The sequence below is a fragment of the Halosimplex halophilum genome (assembly GCF_004698125.1).
Lineage (GTDB): Archaea > Halobacteriota > Halobacteria > Halobacteriales > Haloarculaceae > Halosimplex > Halosimplex halophilum.
Genome location: NZ_SRHV01000005.1, coordinates 754,692 through 774,970, shown reverse-complemented (window position 1 = coordinate 774,970; position 20,279 = coordinate 754,692). Strand labels below are relative to the sequence as shown.

Sequence of the window (20,279 nt, the reverse complement as noted above, 5' to 3'; positions counted from 1 at the left end):
ACGCGTCGGCTGCCCGGTCGTCCGCCCGCCGGGGGAAATCCTTACGAGCGGGGCGTCCGTTCGCCCGGGGACGGATGTGTGGGACACAGGTGCGCCGGGGCGCGTCGAGGGGCGACCGAACGGTGACATCGGGGACGCGATGACCCGCGAGCCGTCCGACCGCGTCGGCGGCGAGGGATCGACCGACGGCCAGGGGTCAGCCGACGGCCAGGGGTCAGCCGACGGCCAGGGATCGATCGACGACCATCCGGGACGACTCACCCGCAGAGCGGCCCTGGCCGCGGTCGGCGCCGGGGCGGCGACCGGCCTCGCGGGCTGTCTCGGCGGCGGCCGCGAGGAGGTAGTCCTCACGGGGATGGAGGTCTACAACTGGACCGGCGACTCGATCACCGTCGAGATCACGCTCACTGCGGACGGATCGGAGCTGTTCGCGACGACAGAGACTATCGCGAACGATTCGAGCGCCAGGATCGCCCGCGACTGGGCGGGCGAGCCCGCCGCCTACCGGCTGCGGGTCGACGCAGTCGACTCGGACCTCGCCGTGGACGCGGACCTGCCGGACGGGACCTGGCCCCGCGGGGAGTGCGCCTGGGCGGAGGTCGACTTCGGCAGCCCCAGCCGACAGCGCGAGCCCGGTGGCGCGACCGAGGCGTACACCGCCGACGCCAGGCTCCGCGCGAACGACGAGGGACCGTTCGGCGCGGAGTGTCCCTCGGGGTGACCGCGGCGCCGTCCCGGAGTCGGCTCCCGCCGCGCCGACTGCGCGCCGTCCGGTGACCGGCATCCTCGCGCCGCTCGCGAACCGTCTTTCAAGTGCGTGGCACGCGTAGCTCCGGCGATGACCGGAGACATCCCGCGCGAGAAGCCGATCCTGCTGTTCGACGGCGTCTGCAACCTCTGCAACGGGTCGATCCAGTTCGTGATCGAGCACGACCCCGAGGGCGTCTTCCGGTTCGCGCCGCTGCAGTCCGAGGCCGCCGAACGGCTCCTGGACGACGTGGGCTTCGACGACTACGACTTCGACACGTTCGTCCTCGTCGACGGGGACGACTACTACACGAAATCCGAGGCCGCGCTGCGCGTCGCGAGCGAACTGGAGTTCCCGTGGTCGCTCGCGGGACTCCTCCGGGTCGTGCCGCGGCCGCTCCGCGACGCGGTCTACGGGGCCGTCGCCAGCCACCGCTACGCCGTCTTCGGCAGGAAGGCCCAGTGCATGATCCCCTCCCCCGAGGTCCGCGAGCGGTTCGTCGAGATGAGCGACGGCCGCCCCGCGGACGCGGACTGATCGCGTCGCCGACCGCCCCCTATCGCTGGACGAGGCGCACGAGGCGGTCGAGCCAGCCGGCGTCGCCGGTGATCGGGCGGTCCGACTCGAACAGTTTGACGGCGAACCACACGGCGGCGACGGCGAAGGCGACCTCGTAGGCGATCCCCGCGAGCACGAGGTCGACGTCGTCGAACAGCAGTCGCTTGGGGGCGACGATCGGGTGGGTGAACGGGATCGCGAACAGGACGGCCCTGGCGGGGAGGCCGAGCACGTCCACGTCGGTGAACATCGTCGCGAACATCGGGACGATGGCGAGTCCGGAGAGCGGGAGCAGCAGCATCTGGGCGCCCTGCTGGCTGTCGGCGAAGATGCCCAGCGAGAGCGCGACCGCCAGCGTCCCGACGAGCGTGAAAAACAGCGAGACGCCGACCAGCAGGTAGTCGCCGGCGCCGAGCGTCAGCGCCGCCGTCTCGCCCACGTCGCCGATCGAGAGGTTGCTGACGGCGATCCCGCCGGTGTACAGCGCGGTGGCGATCAGGCCGACCACCGACCCGCCGACGAGCTTCGCGGCGACGATCGACCGCCGCTCGATGGGCATCGTGAGCAGCGTCTCCAGCGTCTTGTGCTCCGTCTCGCTGGCCATCGAGTTCATCACCATCTGCCCGGAGAAGACGATCGCGAGCATGATGATGACCGGGACGAAGACGAACTGGGAGGTGAACGCGGTCGAGATCACACCCGGTGGCGCCGACAGCTGGCGGCCCTTGACGTAGGTCGTGTGGTCGCGCTCGATGGGGTCGAGCTGCGCCTCGCTCGCCCCCGTGACGGCGACGGTCACGTTGTGCGCCGACGCCGAGAGCAGTTCCTCGACCTGCGCGGAGCTGGCGATACCGACGATGCTGACGCTCTCGACGCTGGTGTAGAGGTGGACCCGCCCCCGCTCGCCGGCGCGTATCCGCTCGGTGAAGTTCGCGGGGACCTCGACGACGGCCGACCCGCCGGCCGCGGTCGTCTCGTTCAGCGCGGCGTCCACCGAGCCGTCCGTCGACCGGTAGGCCAGCTCCGCCCGTTCGTCGAGCGTCTCGACGACCACGTCGCCGTACTCGCCGCCGTCGCGGTCGACGACGCCGACGGTCGGTTCCTGGCCGAGCTGGGCCTCGACGCCGGAGAACCCCTGGCCCATCCCGATGAAGATCAGCGGGAGCAGGAGGATCGGCAGGATGTACCGCGGCCGCAACAGCTCCCGCGCCTCCTTCCAGATGAGTCGGGTGAACGGCTTCATGGCCGGACCTCCACGCGGGTGCAGTCGAGAATGCGACTCGCGGACGCCGTCACGCCACCACCTCCAGGAACACGTCTTCGAGGTTCTGGGCGTCGTACTCGGCTTTCAGTTCCGCGGGCGAGCCGGTGGTGACGACGACGCCGTCGTTGAGCAGGCCGACCCGGTCACAGAGGTACTCGACCTCGAGCATGTCGTGGGACGAAAGGAGGATCGACCGCTCGTCGTCGGGGAAGGCTTTGACGACCTCGCGGACGGTCTTGCTGTTCTGCACGTCCAGCCCGGAGGTGGGCTCGTCGAGGATCGCCAGCCTGGGGCGGGTCATCAGCGCGCTGCCGAGCAGGAGCTTGCGGGTCATCCCCTTGCTGTACGCCCCCGTGTCGTCGTCGATCCGGTCGCCCAGGTCCGCGATCTCGACGCCGCGCTCGACCATCCGCGTCGCCTCCTCGCCGTCGGCGTAGAAGTCGGCGACGAACTCCAGGAACTGCCGGCCGCTCATCGACTCGTAGGCGCCGGCGTCCTCCGGGAGGTAGCGGATCGCCCGCCGGACGGCGTCGGGTTCGTCGTCCACGTCGTGGCCCGCGACGGTGACGGTGCCGCTGTCGCGGTTGAGGAGCGTCGCCAGCGTCCGCAGCGTCGTCGTCTTCCCCGCCCCGTTCGGACCCACCAGCCCGAATATCTCGTCGGGACGGACCTCGAAGGACAGCCCCTCGAGGGCCTGTACGTCCCCGTAGCGCTTGCGCAGGTCCTCGACCTGCACCGCCGTGGTCCCCATGTCGGCCGATCCGTCGAACATCACACAGTTGACTGTTCTGGTCTCGGTCGGGGACCGCGGCGCCGCGGGCCGACAGGGTTATCGACCGGGCGGGCGACCGGCGACGCATGGAGCGACCCGACCCGCGCCAGCGGTACGACGACCTCGTCGTCCGCCGGGAACGTCACGCGGTCGACGCCGAGCGGTTCGACGAACTGCGCGAGTCCGAAGTGTTCGCGTCCGGGTGGGGCGTGGCGGGCGTCGTCTTCGAGGCCGAGCGCCTGCTGGCCATCCGCAACGAGGCGTACCCGACCGAGTGGACGCTCCCGGGCGGCGCCGTCGAGCCCGGGGAGACCCTCGCCGACGCGGTCGCTCGCGAGGTGCGCGAGGAGACCGGGGTGGCCGTCGAGCCGGTGCGACCCGTGGGAGTGGACGAGAGCGTCGTCGTCGAGGAGAGCGGTGCCGGAGGTGGCGACGGCAGCGGGCGCCGCGTCGAGATGCGCTTCGTCCACTTCCTGTGTCGCGCGACCGACCCGTCGGTGGCCGACGGCGACCTGGGCGACCCGGACGAGGAGATCACCGAAGCGGCCTGGCTGGAGTCGCTGCCCGAGGACGTGTTCAACCCCGAACACACCCGCGAGGTATACGAGACCGCGCTGGAGCATCGCGACCGGTAGCCCGACGGAGCGCCGCTCGCGCCCCCACAGATACAAGTCGCTCACCGAACAGATCCCGGCATGGTCCTCCTCCTGCTCCTCGGTCTGACCGAGCTGTTCGTCATCCTGGTGAACCTGGGTATCCTCGCCTGCGTCGTCGGCGGGGTCGTCTACCTCGTCCGCCGGTTCACCGACTCCGGGACCGACGAACGGATCGAGGAACTCGAAGCGGAGGTCGAGGAACTGCGGGAGGAGCGGGACTCCTGACGGACGAGCGCGTCACCCACGGGAGTCGAAAAGCGGCCGGACGGGCGCTACTCGCCGAACGCGCGGAGGACGCCCTGGCCGTCGGTGCGCCCGATGTCGGGCAGGGAGACGCGCTCGGGGTGGGGCATCAGCACCGCGACGGAGTCACGGTCGCCGAGGACGCCCGCGACGCTGTGCTTGGAGCCGTTGGGGTTGGCCTCCGGGGTGACCTCGCCGCCCTCGTCGCAGTAGCGGAAGAGGACTCGGTCGTCGGCTTCGAGTTCGTCGAGGCGGTCGTCGCCGATCTCGTAGCGGCCCTCGCCGTGGGCGATGGGGAACTCGACGACCTCCCCCGCCTCGAAGTGGTCGGTCCAGGGGGTGTCGGCGTTCTCGACGCGGAGGTGGACCCGCTCGCACTGGAAGCGGGCGCTCTCGTTGGTGGTGAACGCGCCGGGGGTCAGCGACGACTCGCAGCCGATCTGGGCGCCGTTGCAGATGCCCAGCACCGGCGTCCCGTCGGCGGCGGCCTCGCGGACTTCGTCCATGATGGGCGAGCGGGCGGCCATCGCGCCGGCACGCAGATAGTCGCCGTAAGAGAAGCCGCCGGGGAGGACGACGCCGGTGGTATCCTCGGGGAGGCCGTCCTCGTGCCAGACGAGTTCGGCGTCGATGCCGAGGTGGGCGAGCGCCCGGACGGTGTCGCGGTCGCAGTTGGACCCGCCGAACTGGACGACGGCGACGGTCACGGCGAGCACCCCCCGGTGTGCGAGCAGAGCGTCGGCGTCGGAGAGACGGAGACGGTCATCGTTCCTCGACGGTGACCTCGTAGTCGTGGATGGTCGGGTTGGCGAGCAGACGCTCGGCCATCTCGCCGGCGCGCTCGGCGGCGTCGTCGACCGACTCGGCCTCCAGGTCGACCTCGAAGAGGTCGGCGGCCCGCAGGTCCTCGAGTTCGAACCCGAGCCGTTCGAGCGCGCGCCCGGTCGTCTCGGCCTCCGGGTCGAGGACGCCGTGTTTCAGGCGGACCTCGACCGTCGCGGTGTAGGCGGTCATCACGTGAACGGCGGACACGCCGGGAGAAAACGGTTTTGACTCGCCGCGGTCAGGCGGCGTCGAGGTCGACCGGCTGCCACTCCTCGGGCTGGTCCGCGAGCCCGCGCACCCGGATCGCCCGCTGGCCGTCGGCCTCGCGGAGTTCGACCTTGCCGTCGAACGCCTGGGCGATCGACGAGACGGTCCTGTCGTCGACAGCGCTCGGGTCGACGGCACAGACGCCGAGTCCGTCGGCCGTGCGGATGCGACCCGTGAGCGTGTGGACGAAGCGGAACACCGACTTCGACGGCGCGTAGACGAGAAACGGCGAGAGCGTGTAGACGCCGGTCCGGACGTGGCCGGCGCCGTTGGCGTGGATCCGCTCGTACAGTGAGGAGAACTCGATGCCCGCGCCGGTCAGGTCGGCGGGGCTGCCGACCGCGTGGACGTTGCACTCGTCGTCGTCGGCGCCGTTCTCGGTGCAGTCGACCACGCCGACCCGGGCGAAATCGAGGTCGCCGCCGACCGCCTCGTAGTCCCGGAGCGTCTGACGGCCGTCCACGTCGCCGGCGATGAACAGCGCGCCCTCCCGGGAGTGCCGACGCAGCAGCAGCCGCATCGTGAGTTCGCGGATCCCGCCCAGCGCCGGCCCCGTGACGAGGAGGTTCGTCCCGGGCTCGATGTCGCCGATGGGCAACCCCTCGAACGAGTAGACCTGCTCGCCGAGACTCATTCCGGACCACCGCCGTCGGCTCGCTCCCCTTCGGCCCGCCCGGACTCGCAGTCGTTCAGCTGTCGGCGGAGTTCGAGCTGTTCCATCGCTTCGTCGGCGAACAGCCGCAGGTCCGCGAGTTCGTCCGCCGAGAAGGTCCGCGGTTCGTCGTGGGTCAGACAGAACGCGCCGACGGTCGCGCCACGGGGCGTCTCCAGCGGGACGCCGGCGTAGGCGCGGATGTCCAGCTCGTCGAGGCGGTCGTTGTCCGCGAACCGGTCGTCCTCGTGGGTGTCCTCGACGACGAAGAGGTCGTCTTCGAGGATCGTGTGGGTACAGATGGAGTCCTCGCGGGTGAGCGTCTCCCAGGACGCGCCGGCACAGGCCAGGAAGCGCTCCTCGTGGGCGTCGACGAGGCCGACGAACGCCACGTCGACGCCGACGTGCGACCGGGCGAGCGTCGTCAGCCGGTCGAACGTGTCCGCGGCCGCCATCCCGGGCCGGTCGTACTGTGCCAGCGCCGCCAGGCGCTCGTCCTCGTCGGTCGGGAGCGGGTAGCCCACCTGCGAGCGCTGCTCGACGACGTTCCCGACGAGTCGGACGAGCGACTCCCGCGCGTCGGGCATGTCCCGCGGGAGGTACTCGACGACCACGTCCGCGTGGTCGGCGGTGGTGATCCGGTCGGGCGACGCGTCGGTGAACAGGATACACGGGGTGTCGGGCGCCGTCTCCCGGACTCGCGCGGCGACGTCGAGGCCGGTCCCGTCCGGGAGGTCGTACGCCGTCACGACGCAGTCGACGCGGTGAGCGGCGAGGCTATCGCTCGCCTCGGCGACCGACCCCGCCTCGACCACGTCGATCCCCGCGTCGACGAGGGCGTCGCGCGTCTCGCCGCGCTCGTCCCCGTCGGCGTCGACGCACAACACAGTCAGTTCGGGCATGTCCGTCTCTGCCCACCGTTTCGCCTCCACCACTATAACTCTCTGCGTACGCGATCCAGCGTTGATACTGCGGGCCGCGGGGTGTGCGAACCCGCGACGACGGACGGGAAGCCTTTAGACGGCGAGGGCCGTCAGCGCTATCCGATGACTGTCCGTTCACGCGCGCGCTCGCCGGCCTGCCGGCGGTGGTCGCGATGACCCGGGAGCTGACCGAGATCGTCGTCGTCGGCGACGACGACACGGGACTCATCGCCGAGGTCACCTCGCTGCTGTTCGAGCGCAACATCAACATCGAGGACCTGGACCAGGCGGTCCGCGACGGCGTCTTCCGGATGACGATGCGCGTCGACACTTCCGAGATGATCGTCAAGGAGGAGACGCTGCGGGAGAACCTCCACGAACTGGGGGACGACCTCGGCGTCGACGTGCAGGTCCGATTCCCCGACGACCGCGAGACTCAGCAGATCGCCGTACTGGTCACGAAGGAGTCCCACTGCCTGGAGGCCATCTTCGAGGCGTGGGCCAGCGGCGACCTCGGGGCGGACGTGGAAGTGGTGATCGGGAACCACTCCGACCTGCAACCGCTGGCGGAGAAGTACGACGTGCCGTTCCACGACATCGGCGACGAGAAGGGCACCCCCGACGAGGACGAACTGCTCGAATTGCTGGACGAGTACGACACCGATCTGGTGGTGCTGGCCCGCTACATGCGGATCCTCAGCCCCGACGTGGTCTTCCGCTACGAGGACCGCATCATCAACGTCCACCCCTCCCTGCTGCCGGCGTTCCCCGGCGCCTCGGCCTACATGCAGGCCATCGAGGAGGGCGTCCGCATCGCTGGCGTCACCGCCCACTACGTGACGACGGACCTCGACCAGGGGCCGATCATCACCCAGCGGGCGTTCAACGTCCCCGACGACGCCACCGAGGCGGAGCTCCAGGAGATCGGCCAGCCCCTCGAAGCCGAGGCGCTGCTGGAGGCCATCGACCTGCACCTCAACGACGAGGTGACGGTCCACCGCGGGCGGACGAGGCTGCGCGACCCCGAGGAGACCGACGCGCAGCTCGGCGCGCCCGAGGACCTCGACCGGGCCAACCCAGACCGACCCATCGACGGGCTCGGCGAGTACGTCGCCGACCAGGACGACGAGCAGGAAGCCGAAGCCGACGACTGATCGGCAACGTTCGGCCGATTTTCTGCGAGCAGGCGACACTCGCCGCGAGAGACGCGACTCCACCGACGGGACGGTCGTATCGCACACCCGCTGGCCGTCCCGTGCCGTTCTCAGCGCATGGCCGGGGTTCGTTGCGGCCCGGTACTTGAACTCTCGCCGAGCGGGAGTGCGAGCGATGGATTCCGGGACGATGGTTCGGCTCCTTCGCTCACTCGGGCCCAGCACGCCACAGCCCGGAAGCGGGCAAAAATGTCAACTACTATTACGTCTTCCGTAGTGTGAACAGACATGAAGGTAGCGGTCGCCACGCGGCGCCCCGTCGCGTCGTTTTTCGCCGTGATGTTCGCGTGGTCGTGGGGGTACTGGGCGCTAGTCACCGTGGCTGTCGACGCGACAGCGGTGTCGTATCTCGTGACGTTGCCCGGGCTGTGGGGGCCGCCGGTCAGCGCGGTCGTGGTGACGTGGGCGAGGGGCGGGAGCGTCCGCGGATTTCTCGGCCGGACGCTACGGACGGCGGCGCGGGCTCGGTGGTACGTCGTCGCGCTCGTCGCGCCGGCGCTCCTCGGTATCGTCGGATCCGTGACCCGGACCGGACTGGCGGACACAGGACTCGAAGTGGCGGTCGTGGGTCCGATGGCCGGGCTCACAGTCGCGCTGTTCGCCGGTGGGAGCGAAGAGATCGGACTCCGCGGGTTCGCTCACCCGCGACTCCGGCGTCGACACGGCGGGCTTCAGGCGGGGTTCCTGATCGGTGTGACCTGGGCCGTCTGGCATCTTCCCCTGCAACGGCTGGGCGTGGGATTCGACGGCTCGTTTCTGCTGTTTGCAGGTTCCGTCATTCCGATCTCCGTGTTACTAGGATGGCTGTACGACGCCGGCAGCGGCAGTGTCCTACCGGCGGTGGTCGCCCACGCGGGGTTCGACGCGCCGGAGCTGGTCACCGTCGCCGGACGTGTCTCCGAAGATGTCGTGTTCACGTCCCAACTGGTCGTCCTCGCGGTCTACTGGCTCCTCGTCGTCGGCCTCGTCGCGAAAAACGGCGTCCGGCTCACGGGGTCGCCGTCGCTCCCCGGGACCGCGGCGTCCCCAGCCGACGCGTCAGCCGAGCGCGACAGCGCGTGAACGGACACCCCGGCGTCCGCGTGGGCGGTCATCCGGGCCTCCGACGACGCCGGGCGTGGCGGCTCTGGACGGTCACGTTTCGCTCGCGAAGTACCGGTCGCGGTGGCGCCGACACCCCGGATTGAACGCCGCGCCGCAGGCCGGACAGGCGTCCTCGCAGTCGAGGTACTCGCGCACGGAGAGGGTCTCGCCACAGACCCCACAGAGGACCGCGGGGTCGTCGAACGCCTCGCGGGGGACGCGCTCGGGGTCGTGGTCGGTCACTGCCTCGTGGCAGCGAAAACAGGGGTAGTAGCGGTCACAGCAGGGGAACCGGAGCGCGACCACGTCGACCGCCGAGTCGTAGTGAGCGCAGCGCGTCTCGGCGTCGACCGCGACGCCGCGCAGCGGGACCGGGAAGCGACCGTCCGCTCCCGGTGGTTCGGTCGTCCGCCGGTCGTCGCCCGGGTCGTCGGTCATCCTCGCGCTCCGCTCAGAGGTCCCGGACGGTCTCGACGGCGCGCTCGATGTCGGGCGCGTCGAAGACCTCGTGGCCGACGTAGGCGTTCGTGCCGGCGCAGTACAGGTCGCGGGCGGCCCGGATCACGTCGTGGTCGAGCGGTTCGGGCTGGCGCTCGCACAGCGACTTCCAGTCGGCGATCCCGCGCTCGTCGGCCTCGCGCTTGGCGGCGGAGACGGCCTCGACCCACTCGGGCTGGGTGCGCTTGTGGTACTGGCGGACGACCTCCTTGGAGACCTGCTGGTCGCCGTACGAGAAGCGGTTCTCGTCGAACGTGCCGACCACGTCGGCCACCCGGATCTCCCCCTCGAAGTACAGGCACTCGATCTTGCCGTCCTCGTGGGTCAGGTCGGCCTCGGCGGCCCGGTCGGTGACGACCGCGTTGACCTCGCGGGCGACCGATTCGAGGTCCGCGATGTCGGCGGCGCCGGCGATGCGGTCGGCCTCCTCGCGGTCGAGGTAGCGGTCCTGCTCCTCGTACTTGGTAGAGAACTCGACGACCGGGTCGTCGAGATCGACGGGTTCGTCGGGCCACTCGTCGACGTCGAGGCCGTGGTCGGCGGGGTCGGTGCGCTTGCGGAGCGAGGAGCCGACCGGGACGCGGTTGCGGAAGACGATCTCGAGGGGGACGAGGTAGTTCTCGCCGGCGTCGGCGTGGTAGGCGTCGTAGTCGTAGCCGCTGGGGTCGTCGGACGCGTCGCCCTCGAAGGGGAGGTCGGGGACCTGCGTGAGTTCGATGACCATCTCGCGGGGCGCGGCGCCGGCATCGAGCGCCTCGTCGAGCGGGACCGGGCCGTCGGTGTCGTCGGCCGCGACACCCTCGTAGTGGGTGGGGACGCCCGCCGATTCGAGCAGTTCGAAGTTGAACGCGCCCATCGTACACAGCGAGGCGCCCTTGTCGGGGATCTCGTCCGGCATCTTTCCCCAGTCGAACACCGAGTAGTCGTCGGTGAAGACGAACGCGCCGCGGCCGAGGTCCTCGGCCGTGGCGGCCTCCTCCACCCGGAACTCCTTCACGGAAGTCATTGCCGGACTCTCTCGCTCCCGCGGCAAAGTCGTTTCTCACTCGCGGTCGCACCGTACTCGCGGTCGGACGGATCCGACCGGTGTGACGACGCCGGCCCCCGCGTCGCGCCGGCCCAAAACGCCTACTTGCCTGCCCCGTGGAGATGCGCCCGATGGTCGAATCCGTCGGGCTGGCCGCCGTGATCGTCGCCGTCACGACCGGCGCCGTCTGGCTGGGAAGTTCCTGGCTGGAGAGCGCCAGCGAGCAGCTGTCGGAGTACTACGGGCTGCCGCAGGTCGTCCAGGGGTCGGTTGTCGCCGCCGTGGGGTCGAGTTTCCCCGAGCTGGCGACGGTGGCCGTCTCGGCGTTCGGCGGTGCGCTCGGGATCGGAACCGGCGCGATCGTCGGGTCGGCGATCTTCAACGTCCTCGTGATCCCCGCGCTGGCGGGCGTCTCGACCGACGAGGACATCGAGGCCAGTCGGACGCTCGTCTACAAGGAGGCGCAGTTCTACATGCTGGCGGTGTCGGCGCTGGTGATCACCTTCGCGATGGCGGTCATCTACTACCCCGTCGGAGGGACCGGGTTCATCTCCGGCGAGATGACGCGGCCGCTGGCGGCCGTCCCGCTTGCGCTGTACGGCCTGTACGTCTTCATCCAGGCCCAGGACACCGCCGACCACACCGCCGACCCCGACGCCGGAGACGGCGTCGACAGCCGCCGGCAGTGGGGATACCTGCTCGCGGGGCTCGCCGTGATCCTCGTGGCGGTCCACGAACTCGTCGGTGCGGTCGAGACGATCAGCGCGGCCGTCGGCGTCGACGAATTCATCATGGGCGTGACCGTCGCGGCCGCGGCGACGAGCCTGCCCGACGCGCTGGTGAGCGTCCGCGCGGCCCGGGACGGCCGCGGGGTCGCCTCGCTGGCGAACGTCCTCGGCTCGAACACCTTCGACCTGCTGGTCGCGATCCCGGTAGGGGTGCTCATCGCCGGGACGTGGACGTTCAACTTCGAACTCGCCGTGCCGATGTTCGCCGTCCTGACGCTCGCGACGGTGCTCCTCTTTACGTTCCTCCGGACGGATCTGGCGCTCTCGACGCCGGAGTCGGTCGCGCTGTTGCTCGCCTACGCGCTGTTCGTCGGCTGGGTCGTCCTGGAGGCGGTCTCGACGGTCGTGGCGTTCCTGCCGAACACCGGCGGGTGACCCCGCGGGTGTCCCCGACGGTCGTCGACAGCCGTGCCGGTCGCCGTCGCGGACGCCCGTCGTCACCGACGGCGGGGCCATCGACCGGTTCCCGGCCGCTTATACGGGTGGGCGCTGTGCTGTGGGCCAATGACAGACGCCGCCGAGACGCGCCCGAACGTGCCCCGCGGGGAATTCGGGTTCGACCGCGTCCCCGAGACCGACGGGTCGTTCGAGAACGCGCTGGCCAAGGCCCGGGCCGGCGAGCGACTGACGGTCGCCGACGGCGTCGAGCTGCTGACGACCGGAACCCGGAGTAGTGGAATCGACCGCGAGCGGAAGGAACTCGTCCTCGAAGCCGCGGATCGGCGCCGCGCCGAGGTGGTCGGCGAGGAGGTCACCTTCGTCGCCAACCTCAACAACAACGTCACCACCGCCTGCAACACCGGCTGCCTGTTCTGCAACTTCAAGGACCGCTCCGAGCAGTTCCGGTCGGCCAACGACGCGGACCACGGAGGGTTCACGAAACGGCCCGCGGAATCGCGGGAGATCGTCCGCGAGGCCGTCGAACGCGGCATCTACGAGGTCACGTCCGTCTCCGGGCTCCACCCCGCGTTCGCGCTCGACGACGAACACCGGGCGATCCTCGAATCCAGCGACCGCGGCGACCTGAACTACCGGCCGCCCGCGGAGTACGACGTGGACCCGGGTACCTACTGCGAGCAGATCCGGGCGATGAGCGTCGACGGCGTCCACGTCCACTCGATGACCCCCGAGGAAGCCTATCACGGCCGGCGGGGCACCGACTGGTCCTACGAGGAGGTCTACGGCCGCCTGAAGGAGGCCGGGCTGGACTCGGTGCCCGGCACGGCCGCGGAGATCCTCGTCGACGAGGTCCGCGACGTGATCTGCCCCGGGAAGATCGGCACGGACGAGTGGCTCGAAGCGATGGAGGCGGCGGCGAACGTCGGCCTCGACGTGACCTCGACCATCATGTACGGCCACGTCGAGAACGAGATGCACAGGGTTCTCCACCTGAAGCGGATCCGCGAACTGCAGGAGCGGACCGGCGCGATCACGGAGTTCGTCCCCCTATCCTTCGTCCACCAGGAGACACCGCTGTACGAGGAGGGGATGGTCGAAGCGGGCGCGACCACCGACGAGGACGAGCTGCTGATCGCGGTCTCCCGGCTGTTCCTCGACAATATCGACCACATCCAGTCATCGTGGGTGAAGTACGGCGACGAGCAGGGGCTGAAGATGCTCTCCTGCGGCGCGGACGACTTCATGGGGACGATCCTCAGCGAGGAGATCACCAAGCGCGCGGGCGGGTCGTTCGGCGAGCTCCGCTCGTTCGACGAGTACGTCGAGATGATCGACGCGATCGGTCGCGTTCCCGTGGAGCGGTCGACCGATTACCGCCAGCGCCGCCGCATCGACCCCGACGACGCCCCTCACGGCCCCGAACTCGGCCCGAAGGCCGACGGGACGCCGCTGGTCGACCCCGAGTGGACCGACGACGCCGCGGGCGACCCGACCAGCGCCGACGACTGACCGGGCGGCGGAAGACCGGAGTGCGGTGAGCGCCCGCCGCTGACCAGCGCCGACCGCCGGGGGCCGCGCTCGCTGGCGCGCTCCGACGGGTCTATCCGTTCGGTGGGCGAACACGACGGCGATGGCGGACACCCTCCGTGAAGCTCTCCGCGACCGGCTGGGCTTCTGGCCCGCGCTCCAGTGGATCGCCGTCGGCGCCGTCCTCTGGCACCTGCTCGACCCGTCCCCCGCGCAGTTCGTGACCACGGCCGTCTCGATGGCGGTCTTCGGCCTCTCCGAACTTGTGACCGACGTGTACGACGTGCGCCAGTCGGTCAGGAACGCGGGGTTCGGCGTCTACGCGCTGGTCGGCGGCGCCGCCATGCTCCTGCTGGGCGATTCGGGGCTCGTCGCGCTCCCGGTCGCCTTCCTGCTGGTCGGCGCGTGGTTCGTCGCCGACGCCGTCCAGACGGTCCGCCACGAGGGCGCGACCGAGGACGAGCCCACCGGCCGCGAGGTGTACCACGACTACGTCGGCCGGCGGGTCCACGAAGTTCTGGACGACGGCCCGCGGACGCGACGGGAACTGTCGGAGGCGCTCGACGCCGACGACGAGGCCGTCGACGCCGCGCTCGCGAAGCTCCGGTCGCGCGGCGCCGTCGCCCGCGAAGGGAGCGCGTTCCGCATCGACGACGCCGACGACGGGGGAGTCGCGGCCCGCATCGCCGGCCTCGCGCGGCGGATCGCCCGGCCGCTCACGCTCGAACTCGACAGCGACGGGAGCGACGACGAGGGCAGTGTCGACTCGGAACGGGGGCCGGTCGACCGGGTGGAAGCCGCCCGCGGCCGCGACGACCGGGCCGACCGCGACCGGGGAGCGGACGATCCGGGAGCGAGCGACCCGGGCACACCCGCCAGCGAGCGGGACCGCGAGCGTGAGTCCGCGGACTGACGGGCCGGGGCCAGTCCGCGACTGGAGGCCTTCGCCCGAGCGGACGTTCGTTCGAGTCGACAAGAACTAGTGAGCGGAGGTCGAAGCCGCCGGCGATGTCGCCGTCCGTTCGAGAGAGCCTCCGCACGGAGATCGACCACTGGTGGGTGCTCGCAGTGGTCGCGGCAGCGGGGCTGTTCGCTGGCGCGCTGGACGCGACCGCCGCGGAACTGGGGGTCGTCCTCGCGGTCCTGCACGCCGAGAAGGGGGCCACCGTCGCCGAAGCGGCGGGGGCCGTTCGCGAGTGGGTCGCCGAGGCCGCGTCGGCGCTCGCCGCGGTCGGCGGGGCCGGGGCGCTGCTGGCGCTCGGGAGCGACCCGTCGCTCGTGTTCATCGTCCTGTTCGCCGGCGTCAGGAGCGGGTACGGCGCGGCGAAGGCTGGCCTGGCAGCGCACGAGTCCGCCCGCGACGGGCCGTCGACGGCGACGGACCGGGCGGGATCGGCGACGGACCGGACGGGGCCGACCGACCGTGCCGTCCTGGCGGCGCTGGAGGACCAGGCGCGGACGCGACGCGAACTCCGGGAGGCGGTCGGCGACGCTGCCGACGCGGGTTCCGGCGCTGTCGACGCCGACGACGAGGCCGTCGACGCCGCGCTCGACCGCCTGCGAGACCGGGGAGCGGTCGAGCGCGCGGGGAGCGAGTACCGGGCCGCTCCCGACCCCGACCCCGGATTCGTCGAGCGCCTCCGGTCGCTCGTTCCCGGTCGCGGACGGGCGACCGACCGGGGACGTGCGTCGTCCGGAACCCCCGGCGGAGCGGGCGAGTCCTACGAGGCCGGCCTCTCGTCGGTCACCTCGAACACCGACCGGTCCGGCGGGGCCGACAGTGGTCGCGAACTCGCCGGACTGGACGCCGACCGCGGGGACGGCTCGCGCGCCGGTGGCACGGCTCGCGAACGAGTTCGCGGCCGCGACGACCGGGCCGAGTACGAGCGGACCGACGGGGGGTAGTTCCGGGGTGTCAGTGGGCAGGAGCGTGTCCGGCGTCAGTGGGGCAGCGGCGGGCCCGGCGTCAGCGAGGGAGCGGCGGTCCCGGGAGAGGGCGAGCGATTCAGGGCGACAGATGGGACGAGCGCCCGGGGCCGCCGTGACCGTGCCCGTCCAGCACCTGCCGGTTCGGACGCGTCCGGCCTATTTCTGTCGCCGGTTATGCGAGGCTGTTTTATACGTAGGAGTTTTCCGTCGGCGAGTCCAGGGGTCGGTATGCGCTACGTGACGGTCCGGGCGACCCACGCCGAGGGCGAGGCGTTCCACCCGCTGGGGGCGGCCGTGGCCGACGAGCCGGCGGTCACGACCGGTCCGATCCACCAGCTGGAGCTGATCGACGGCGACACGGGCGTCTCGCTGTCGGAGGTCCGGTCGGGGCTCGACCGCTACAGCGAGGTCCTCGCCGACTCGCCGTACGTCATCGAGTACACGACCACGGGCGCCGACCGCGGGTTCGCGTACACGCACTTCGAACTGGACGAACTGACGCGGCGGCTCCTGCGGTACCGCCGCAGTTCGGACCTGATCGTCGAGATGCCCATCGAGTCCGAGCCCGACGGCGCCACGGTGGTCACGCTCGTCGGCGACGCCGCCGCCTTCTCCGGGGCCTTCGACCCGATCCCGGCGGAGGTGAGTATCGATGTCGTCGAGACCGGCGAGTACGACCCCGGCGTCCGACAGCTGTTCGGCCGGCTGACCGCCCGCCAGCGGGAGGTGCTGGAGGCCGCCGTGCGCGCCGGCTACTACGAGAACCCCCGCGAGACCACCCAGGAGGGGCTGGCCGAGGAGCTCGGGGTGTCGCCCGCCACCGTCGGCGAACACCTCCGGAAGATCGAGTCCCGCGTCCTCTCCGGGTTCGTCGCCGGGGAGTAGTGCGAGGAGGGAAACGTGCGTACTTACCGTCGGCATCCGCGCGCCTGTGGCGCGCGGTTCGACCACCGGAGCCGTCGGAGACGGCGGAGGTGGCCTTTTTCACCCATGTTTTTGCCGGCGGGGTTCCCCGCAGGGAGCGGAGCGACCGAGGAAACCCCGCCGGGAAAAAGATGGTCTGTACTGACCGCTACCGGCAGGGTCCTCACGCGCCGTCGGTGCGGTCGTTCGAATCGTCGGTAGCGATGTCGCCGTCCCCGCGGGGTCCGAAGCCCCGCTCGTCGGGCGCGAGCGCGGCGTCGAACGCCGAGCCCTCGTCGAGGTCGTCGAACAGCTCGGCGAGGTCGCGCCGGAGCCGGTCGAGCTGCCGGTCGAGCCGGTCGCGCGCCGCGTCGTCGTCCGCGCCGGTCAGCTCCGCTCGCCGTTCGGACAGGTCGTAGAACTCCTCCAGGCGCGCTCGATACCGCGCCCGCCCGGCGAGCCACCGGACCGTCTCGCGAACGGCCGCCCGGTCGCGTTCGACGACCGCGTCGACGGCGGCGTCGGTTTCCGCGGCCGTCCGCTCCGGGTCGGGCGTCGACACCCCGACCTGACAGTCGAACTCGCGCGCGCGAACGTCCGTCAACAGGGGGTCGATCGGGCCGTCGACCAGGTCGACGTCGACGAGCACCACGTCGACCTCGGCGTCGAGGCTCTCGCGGAGAGCGTCGGGGCTGTAGGCCGTCCGAACGGTGCCGTCGTCGCGAAGCGCCGTCGCCAGCGCGTCGGTGGCCGCGGGCTCGCCACCGGCGACGACGACCAGATGCCGTGCCGGGGCCATGTCCGGCGCGAAGGGCGGAGGGTATAAAGAGCCACTCCTTTGCCGTCCCTCGATTTCGTCAGGAGTCGGGCGACGCCGAGCGACCCCGGTCGGCGTCGACGACCGCGTCGCAGACGATGCGGAACGTCTCGACGGTCTCGCCGTCGTGGACCGACGGGTCGAGGTGGAAGACGACGACGCCGTCGACGCGGCGGGCCACTTCGCCGAGCGTGTAGACGAACTTGAACGCGGTCGGTTCGTCGACGTGACCGAGGATCCCGGTCAGCGAGTGGACCGCGACGCCGGCGCGGTCGCCCTCCTCGTCGGCCCGCTGGAGGGCGTCGCTGACCCGGCGCCCGACCGCCTCCAGGTCCGTCGGGTCGACCACCCGCTCGACCGGGACCGGGCGGTCGTCGCCGGCGACCGCCGCGGACCGCGTCGTCCGGTCCACGTCGACGCAGGTGCCGAGCGCGGGGTCGCCGTCGGTCGCGCGCTCCCATTGGCCGATCCACTCCCCGACCGGGACGGTGATCGTGACCGGAACGACCCGGTCGACCCGGTCGTCGAGCCCGTCCAGGAAGGTCACGCAGGCGTCCGTCGGGCGGTCACCGACGGCCGGCGCCAGCAACAGCACCGTCGTCGCGTCCCCGATATCTACCCCGCCCCTGCTGTCGACGGTCACCGTTCGTTCCCCCCGTGCGGATTGGTCGGCATCGCCTCGTATCGACTCTCCCGACCCACACGACAATGAGTGTTGCCGTTCTCTGACACCCCGCTGACCCTCCGATTTCGTAACGTCTTACTGTTAGTGATTCTACAGTCGAAATATCGCTCGCAAATCTCTCTAGAACATACTGATAATACAACGGTTAATTTATCCCGAACTTTTAGATAAATTCAATCACAGACGGGCTGAATAAACACTTGGCTATGAGCCAAGAATCAACGCGACTCCGCGAATTCCTCGAAGAGAACCCCAAATGGATCGGCGTCATGTTCAGCGCGCTGCTCCTGCTCTCGCAGGTCGGGAGCGTGGCGGCGGCAAATGGCGGTACCATGACCGGTCCCTAGATTGAGGTTTTCGTAAGGTCCGTACTCCATCGAAGCGATCCGTCGATTTCTACCGGAACGTCCTGTTTGTGAAGGAACTCGATAGTGGTGGATTGATCTAGTACGTACGATCCCATTAGCCCAGAGTTTAGACGAAACGCCTGTATCCCGTCGATTTGTGGAATGAACATGGATCCCATAGGCGTCGACAGGGTTGGATAACCGTATAGATTCAACTCGTAGCTCCCGGCTTCAGTTTCTTCGACCACTGCTTTATTTGGAGTCCCCGACCGATTTTCGACGATAGACGCGCTCGCGTCGCCGACGACGAGATAGTGATGGCCGATCTGCTCGTACTCCTTGATTATCGAGACCGTCGCGGCGAGCGAGAAGCCCTGGTTGAGCAGTTTCGCGGCGGTCCGGCCGACGGAGGTGGCGGCCTCGTTGACGATGTCGGTGACGGTCGCGATCCCGGCCATCGCGCCGGCGTCGACGAGACCGCGGCCCTGTTCGTAGGAGTCGCAGGCGTTGAGCAGGAACGCGCTGACGTTGACCTCCGAGAGGTGGCGGGTGTCGAGGTAGCCGTCGGTACAGCGGAGCCCCTCGTCGTCGACGTGGCCGATGTAGTGTAGGAAGTCCACGTCCGAGCGCAGGAGCTCGCGCATCTCCATCGCGGTCAGCTGCTCCCGGAACACGATGTCGAACTCGATCCAGTCGCGGGTGCCGTAGATCTCGGAGACGACGTTCTCGTCGGTCATCTCCTGGTCGTTGCAGACGACGGCGACCTCGATCTGCGGGTCCGTGGTGGGCTCGAAGTCCAGCCGCCGGTAGTAGGCGTCGACGGTCATCTTGCTCGCGCCGACAGGGAGCCCGTCGCCGACGTAGGCCTGTTCGATGCTGTCCGCGGGGTCCGGCCGGAAGATCTCCGGACTCGCGGTCGAGGACGACTCCGAGCGGGTCTTCGGGCGGGCACTCCGCCGGAGCGCACCGGGATTGTTCCTGAAAAAGGACTCGACCTGGTCGGTGAGTTCCTCCAGGGCCTCGTCGCGGGACTGGGGCGTGCTCGGACAGCGGACCACGGCCAGTTCGTTCGCGAGGAACGGGAGCGCGCTGACGTTCGCGGCGTCGGGCCGGACGTCGGCGGTGAGCTTCCACTTGGGAACCACGTCGGCCACCGCGTCGAAGGGCACGTCCAGATACGTCCGCAGTTGCTCGGCGAGCGGCTGCTCGTACACCTCGGCGAACTCGAGGTCGACCCGCGACTCGACCTCGGCCCGTTCGTGGAGGTCGACCTCGTAGTACCCCTCGGTGCGGGTGACGCAGTCCATGAGAAACACGTGTTTCAGGACGCGTTCGACTTCGACCTCGAAGCCGTCGTCGCCGTCGAGCGGGTACGACCAGCCCTCGCCGGCGATCCGCGGCGACGGGCCGGACTCGATCCGCGCTCCGGTGTAGTACGCCAGCGGGACGACGGGGTAGATGTACTCCTCTATCGGCGGGACCTCGATACCGACGCTGGTCGCCGGTCGCTCGATCGAACTCGGGATGTCCAGCTCCTCGCCGAGTTCCACGAGCGGCGGGTGCCCGCGGAGCGACGGGAACGAGCGCTCACAGCTGGTCGTCTTCAGCGCCGACCCGAGCGTCGAGAGCGCCGTCATCAGGTCCGACGGGTCGTCCGTGGTCGTCACGGTCGCCGCCGGCTGTTCGTGGACCGACCGCGCGCCGACGTGGATCCGGTCGGTCTCCGAGAGCGCGAGTCGGACGGTGTCCTCCATCGACGTGACCTCGATCCCGCCGTCGACGGCGAACTGCAGTTTCACCTGGGTAGTCGCCAGTTCGACGTTGTACCGGCCGGGCGGGAGACTCACCGACTCCCTGTCGTTGACCTCCGCGACGGTGTTGCCCGCCGGGTCGCGGATCCACAGCGGGACGAAGTAGGGCGTCTCGACGGCCGCGGTCCGCACGGTCGCACCGACGTCCGCCGGGAAGTGGAACCGGTCGGGGTCGCAGTCGTCGATACCGGGCTCGTCGGTCGTCAACAGCGAGAACTGGGTCTCCTGTATCGGGTCGACGACCTGGACGCCGTCGCGGCTCGGGTGCGCTCGGATCTGCGGTCGGGTTGCGTCCGGGTCGACGTTCATGGGTAGGGAGGGCTCCGTCGGCTCTCACGGTGGT

Annotated in this window: 23 protein-coding genes; 12 read left to right on the top strand and 11 right to left on the bottom strand. The window is 70.1% G+C overall.

The window, feature by feature from the left end:
* The first annotated feature begins 76 nt into the window (after nucleotides 1–76).
* Both E3328_RS20095 and E3328_RS20090 read left to right on the top strand, forming a co-directional pair.
* Complete coding sequence (locus E3328_RS20095) at nucleotides 77–721, top strand: hypothetical protein (protein ID WP_135366408.1); 645 nt, start codon at nucleotides 77–79, stop codon at nucleotides 719–721.
* Between the two features lie 117 nt (nucleotides 722–838).
* On the top strand, nucleotides 839–1,285 hold the full coding sequence (locus E3328_RS20090) for a thiol-disulfide oxidoreductase DCC family protein (RefSeq protein WP_135366407.1): 447 nt from the start codon (nucleotides 839–841) through the stop codon (nucleotides 1,283–1,285).
* A 19-nt stretch (nucleotides 1,286–1,304) separates the two neighbouring features.
* Here E3328_RS20090 and E3328_RS20085 read toward each other — a convergent pair whose 3' ends face one another.
* Entirely contained in the window at nucleotides 1,305–2,549 is a 1,245-nt protein-coding gene (locus tag E3328_RS20085; RefSeq protein ID WP_135366406.1) for an ABC transporter permease, read from the bottom strand.
* A gap of 49 nt (nucleotides 2,550–2,598) precedes the next feature.
* Entirely contained in the window at nucleotides 2,599–3,342 is a 744-nt protein-coding gene (locus E3328_RS20080; RefSeq protein ID WP_246023065.1) for an ABC transporter ATP-binding protein, read from the bottom strand.
* An 86-nt stretch (nucleotides 3,343–3,428) separates the two neighbouring features.
* Between E3328_RS20080 and E3328_RS20075 the strand changes: the two genes are divergently transcribed.
* The gene (locus E3328_RS20075) at nucleotides 3,429–3,977 is read left to right on the top strand and encodes an NUDIX domain-containing protein (protein ID WP_135366405.1); all 549 of its coding nucleotides are present in this window, start codon (nucleotides 3,429–3,431) and stop codon (nucleotides 3,975–3,977) included.
* Nucleotides 3,978–4,037: 60 nt separating this feature from the next.
* Entirely contained in the window at nucleotides 4,038–4,223 is a 186-nt protein-coding gene (locus E3328_RS20070; protein WP_135366404.1) for a hypothetical protein, read from the top strand.
* A gap of 47 nt (nucleotides 4,224–4,270) precedes the next feature.
* On the opposite strand, the gene purQ is transcribed toward E3328_RS20070, so the two are convergent.
* Genes purQ through E3328_RS20050 form a run of 4 tightly spaced genes read right to left on the bottom strand, consistent with a single transcriptional unit; the run spans nucleotide 4,271 to nucleotide 6,887 of the window.
* Entirely contained in the window at nucleotides 4,271–4,948 is a 678-nt protein-coding gene (purQ, locus tag E3328_RS20065) for a phosphoribosylformylglycinamidine synthase I (protein ID WP_135366403.1), read from the bottom strand.
* A 55-nt stretch (nucleotides 4,949–5,003) separates the two neighbouring features.
* On the bottom strand, nucleotides 5,004–5,255 hold the full coding sequence (gene purS, locus E3328_RS20060) for a phosphoribosylformylglycinamidine synthase subunit PurS (protein ID WP_135366402.1): 252 nt from the start codon (nucleotides 5,253–5,255) through the stop codon (nucleotides 5,004–5,006).
* A gap of 49 nt (nucleotides 5,256–5,304) precedes the next feature.
* Nucleotides 5,305–5,967: a DUF7504 family protein gene (locus E3328_RS20055; protein ID WP_135366401.1), complete on the bottom strand. Its 663-nt coding sequence runs from the start codon at nucleotides 5,965–5,967 to the stop codon at nucleotides 5,305–5,307.
* A complete protein-coding gene (locus E3328_RS20050; protein WP_135366400.1) occupies nucleotides 5,964–6,887 on the bottom strand; it encodes a GAF domain-containing protein in 924 nt (307 codons plus the stop codon). The genes E3328_RS20055 and E3328_RS20050 overlap by 4 nt, the downstream gene beginning before the upstream one ends.
* Nucleotides 6,888–7,081: 194 nt before the next feature.
* Here E3328_RS20050 and E3328_RS20045 point away from each other — a divergent pair, with 194 nt between their 5' ends.
* Nucleotides 7,082–8,062, top strand: a complete 981-nt coding sequence (locus E3328_RS20045) for a formyltetrahydrofolate deformylase (RefSeq protein WP_135366399.1) — start codon at nucleotides 7,082–7,084, stop codon at nucleotides 8,060–8,062.
* A gap of 288 nt (nucleotides 8,063–8,350) precedes the next feature.
* Nucleotides 8,351–9,184 carry a CPBP family intramembrane glutamic endopeptidase gene (locus tag E3328_RS20040; RefSeq protein ID WP_135366398.1) on the top strand — a complete coding sequence of 278 codons (834 nt, stop codon included), beginning with the start codon at nucleotides 8,351–8,353 and terminating at the stop codon, nucleotides 9,182–9,184.
* A 72-nt stretch (nucleotides 9,185–9,256) separates the two neighbouring features.
* On the opposite strand, the gene E3328_RS20035 is transcribed toward E3328_RS20040, so the two are convergent.
* Nucleotides 9,257–9,643 carry a CHY zinc finger protein gene (locus E3328_RS20035; protein WP_135366397.1) on the bottom strand — a complete coding sequence of 129 codons (387 nt, stop codon included), beginning with the start codon at nucleotides 9,641–9,643 and terminating at the stop codon, nucleotides 9,257–9,259.
* A gap of 13 nt (nucleotides 9,644–9,656) precedes the next feature.
* The gene (locus E3328_RS20030; protein WP_135366396.1) at nucleotides 9,657–10,709 is read right to left on the bottom strand and encodes a phosphoribosylaminoimidazolesuccinocarboxamide synthase; all 1,053 of its coding nucleotides are present in this window, start codon (nucleotides 10,707–10,709) and stop codon (nucleotides 9,657–9,659) included.
* A gap of 152 nt (nucleotides 10,710–10,861) precedes the next feature.
* Between E3328_RS20030 and E3328_RS20025 the strand changes: the two genes are divergently transcribed.
* The 5 genes from E3328_RS20025 to E3328_RS20005 all read left to right on the top strand — a co-directional run bounded on the left by E3328_RS20025 (nucleotide 10,862) and on the right by E3328_RS20005 (nucleotide 16,258).
* Nucleotides 10,862–11,893 carry a sodium:calcium antiporter gene (locus tag E3328_RS20025; RefSeq protein ID WP_135366395.1) on the top strand — a complete coding sequence of 344 codons (1,032 nt, stop codon included), beginning with the start codon at nucleotides 10,862–10,864 and terminating at the stop codon, nucleotides 11,891–11,893.
* A gap of 129 nt (nucleotides 11,894–12,022) precedes the next feature.
* Nucleotides 12,023–13,426, top strand: a complete 1,404-nt coding sequence (gene cofH / locus E3328_RS20020; RefSeq protein ID WP_135366394.1) for a 7,8-didemethyl-8-hydroxy-5-deazariboflavin synthase subunit CofH — start codon at nucleotides 12,023–12,025, stop codon at nucleotides 13,424–13,426.
* A gap of 121 nt (nucleotides 13,427–13,547) precedes the next feature.
* Nucleotides 13,548–14,357, top strand: a complete 810-nt coding sequence (locus E3328_RS20015; protein WP_135366393.1) for an MFS transporter — start codon at nucleotides 13,548–13,550, stop codon at nucleotides 14,355–14,357.
* Between the two features lie 95 nt (nucleotides 14,358–14,452).
* A complete protein-coding gene (locus E3328_RS20010; protein ID WP_135366392.1) occupies nucleotides 14,453–15,349 on the top strand; it encodes a hypothetical protein in 897 nt (298 codons plus the stop codon).
* 252 nt (nucleotides 15,350–15,601) lie between these two features.
* Nucleotides 15,602–16,258 (top strand): helix-turn-helix domain-containing protein, encoded by a 657-nt coding sequence (locus tag E3328_RS20005; RefSeq protein ID WP_167837495.1) that lies wholly within the window; start codon nucleotides 15,602–15,604, stop codon nucleotides 16,256–16,258.
* 202 nt (nucleotides 16,259–16,460) lie between these two features.
* Here E3328_RS20005 and E3328_RS20000 read toward each other — a convergent pair whose 3' ends face one another.
* Together E3328_RS20000 and E3328_RS19995 are read right to left on the bottom strand one after the other, a co-directional pair.
* Entirely contained in the window at nucleotides 16,461–17,075 is a 615-nt protein-coding gene (locus E3328_RS20000) for a hypothetical protein (protein ID WP_135366390.1), read from the bottom strand.
* 58 nt (nucleotides 17,076–17,133) lie between these two features.
* A complete protein-coding gene (locus E3328_RS19995; protein ID WP_135366389.1) occupies nucleotides 17,134–17,736 on the bottom strand; it encodes a DUF7504 family protein in 603 nt (200 codons plus the stop codon).
* A gap of 248 nt (nucleotides 17,737–17,984) precedes the next feature.
* On the opposite strand from E3328_RS19995, the gene E3328_RS22245 reads away from it, so the two are divergent.
* The gene (locus tag E3328_RS22245; RefSeq protein ID WP_167837494.1) at nucleotides 17,985–18,125 is read left to right on the top strand and encodes a DUF7503 family protein; all 141 of its coding nucleotides are present in this window, start codon (nucleotides 17,985–17,987) and stop codon (nucleotides 18,123–18,125) included.
* Here E3328_RS22245 and E3328_RS19990 read toward each other — a convergent pair.
* Nucleotides 18,122–20,245, bottom strand: a complete 2,124-nt coding sequence (locus tag E3328_RS19990) for a hypothetical protein (RefSeq protein WP_135366388.1) — start codon at nucleotides 20,243–20,245, stop codon at nucleotides 18,122–18,124. The genes E3328_RS22245 and E3328_RS19990 overlap by 4 nt on opposite strands.
* Between the last annotated feature and the right edge of the window lie 34 nt (nucleotides 20,246–20,279).

Bases quoted from the DNA above. Each gene is read 5' to 3' on its own strand.
- E3328_RS20000 (WP_135366390.1), bottom strand. From the start codon at position 17,075: ATGGCCCCGGCACGGCATCTGGTCGTCGTCGCCGGTGGCGAGCCCGCG.
- E3328_RS20035 (WP_135366397.1), bottom strand. From the start codon at position 9,643: ATGACCGACGACCCGGGCGACGACCGGCGGACGACCGAACCACCGGGA.
- purS (WP_135366402.1), bottom strand. From the start codon at position 5,255: ATGACCGCCTACACCGCGACGGTCGAGGTCCGCCTGAAACACGGCGTC.
- cofH (WP_135366394.1), top strand. From the start codon at position 12,023: ATGACAGACGCCGCCGAGACGCGCCCGAACGTGCCCCGCGGGGAATTC.
- E3328_RS20030 (WP_135366396.1), bottom strand. From the start codon at position 10,709: ATGACTTCCGTGAAGGAGTTCCGGGTGGAGGAGGCCGCCACGGCCGAG.
- E3328_RS19990 (WP_135366388.1), bottom strand. From the start codon at position 20,245: ATGAACGTCGACCCGGACGCAACCCGACCGCAGATCCGAGCGCACCCG.
- E3328_RS20025 (WP_135366395.1), top strand. From the start codon at position 10,862: ATGGTCGAATCCGTCGGGCTGGCCGCCGTGATCGTCGCCGTCACGACC.
- E3328_RS20050 (WP_135366400.1), bottom strand. From the start codon at position 6,887: ATGCCCGAACTGACTGTGTTGTGCGTCGACGCCGACGGGGACGAGCGC.
- E3328_RS20085 (WP_135366406.1), bottom strand. From the start codon at position 2,549: ATGAAGCCGTTCACCCGACTCATCTGGAAGGAGGCGCGGGAGCTGTTG.
- E3328_RS22245 (WP_167837494.1), top strand. From the start codon at position 17,985: ATGAGCCAAGAATCAACGCGACTCCGCGAATTCCTCGAAGAGAACCCC.
- E3328_RS20015 (WP_135366393.1), top strand. From the start codon at position 13,548: ATGGCGGACACCCTCCGTGAAGCTCTCCGCGACCGGCTGGGCTTCTGG.
- E3328_RS20090 (WP_135366407.1), top strand. From the start codon at position 839: ATGACCGGAGACATCCCGCGCGAGAAGCCGATCCTGCTGTTCGACGGC.
- E3328_RS20080 (WP_246023065.1), bottom strand. From the start codon at position 3,342: ATGTTCGACGGATCGGCCGACATGGGGACCACGGCGGTGCAGGTCGAG.
- E3328_RS20005 (WP_167837495.1), top strand. From the start codon at position 15,602: ATGCGCTACGTGACGGTCCGGGCGACCCACGCCGAGGGCGAGGCGTTC.
- E3328_RS20055 (WP_135366401.1), bottom strand. From the start codon at position 5,967: ATGAGTCTCGGCGAGCAGGTCTACTCGTTCGAGGGGTTGCCCATCGGC.
- E3328_RS20075 (WP_135366405.1), top strand. From the start codon at position 3,429: ATGGAGCGACCCGACCCGCGCCAGCGGTACGACGACCTCGTCGTCCGC.
- E3328_RS20010 (WP_135366392.1), top strand. From the start codon at position 14,453: ATGTCGCCGTCCGTTCGAGAGAGCCTCCGCACGGAGATCGACCACTGG.
- E3328_RS20040 (WP_135366398.1), top strand. From the start codon at position 8,351: ATGAAGGTAGCGGTCGCCACGCGGCGCCCCGTCGCGTCGTTTTTCGCC.
- E3328_RS20070 (WP_135366404.1), top strand. From the start codon at position 4,038: ATGGTCCTCCTCCTGCTCCTCGGTCTGACCGAGCTGTTCGTCATCCTG.
- E3328_RS20045 (WP_135366399.1), top strand. From the start codon at position 7,082: ATGACCCGGGAGCTGACCGAGATCGTCGTCGTCGGCGACGACGACACG.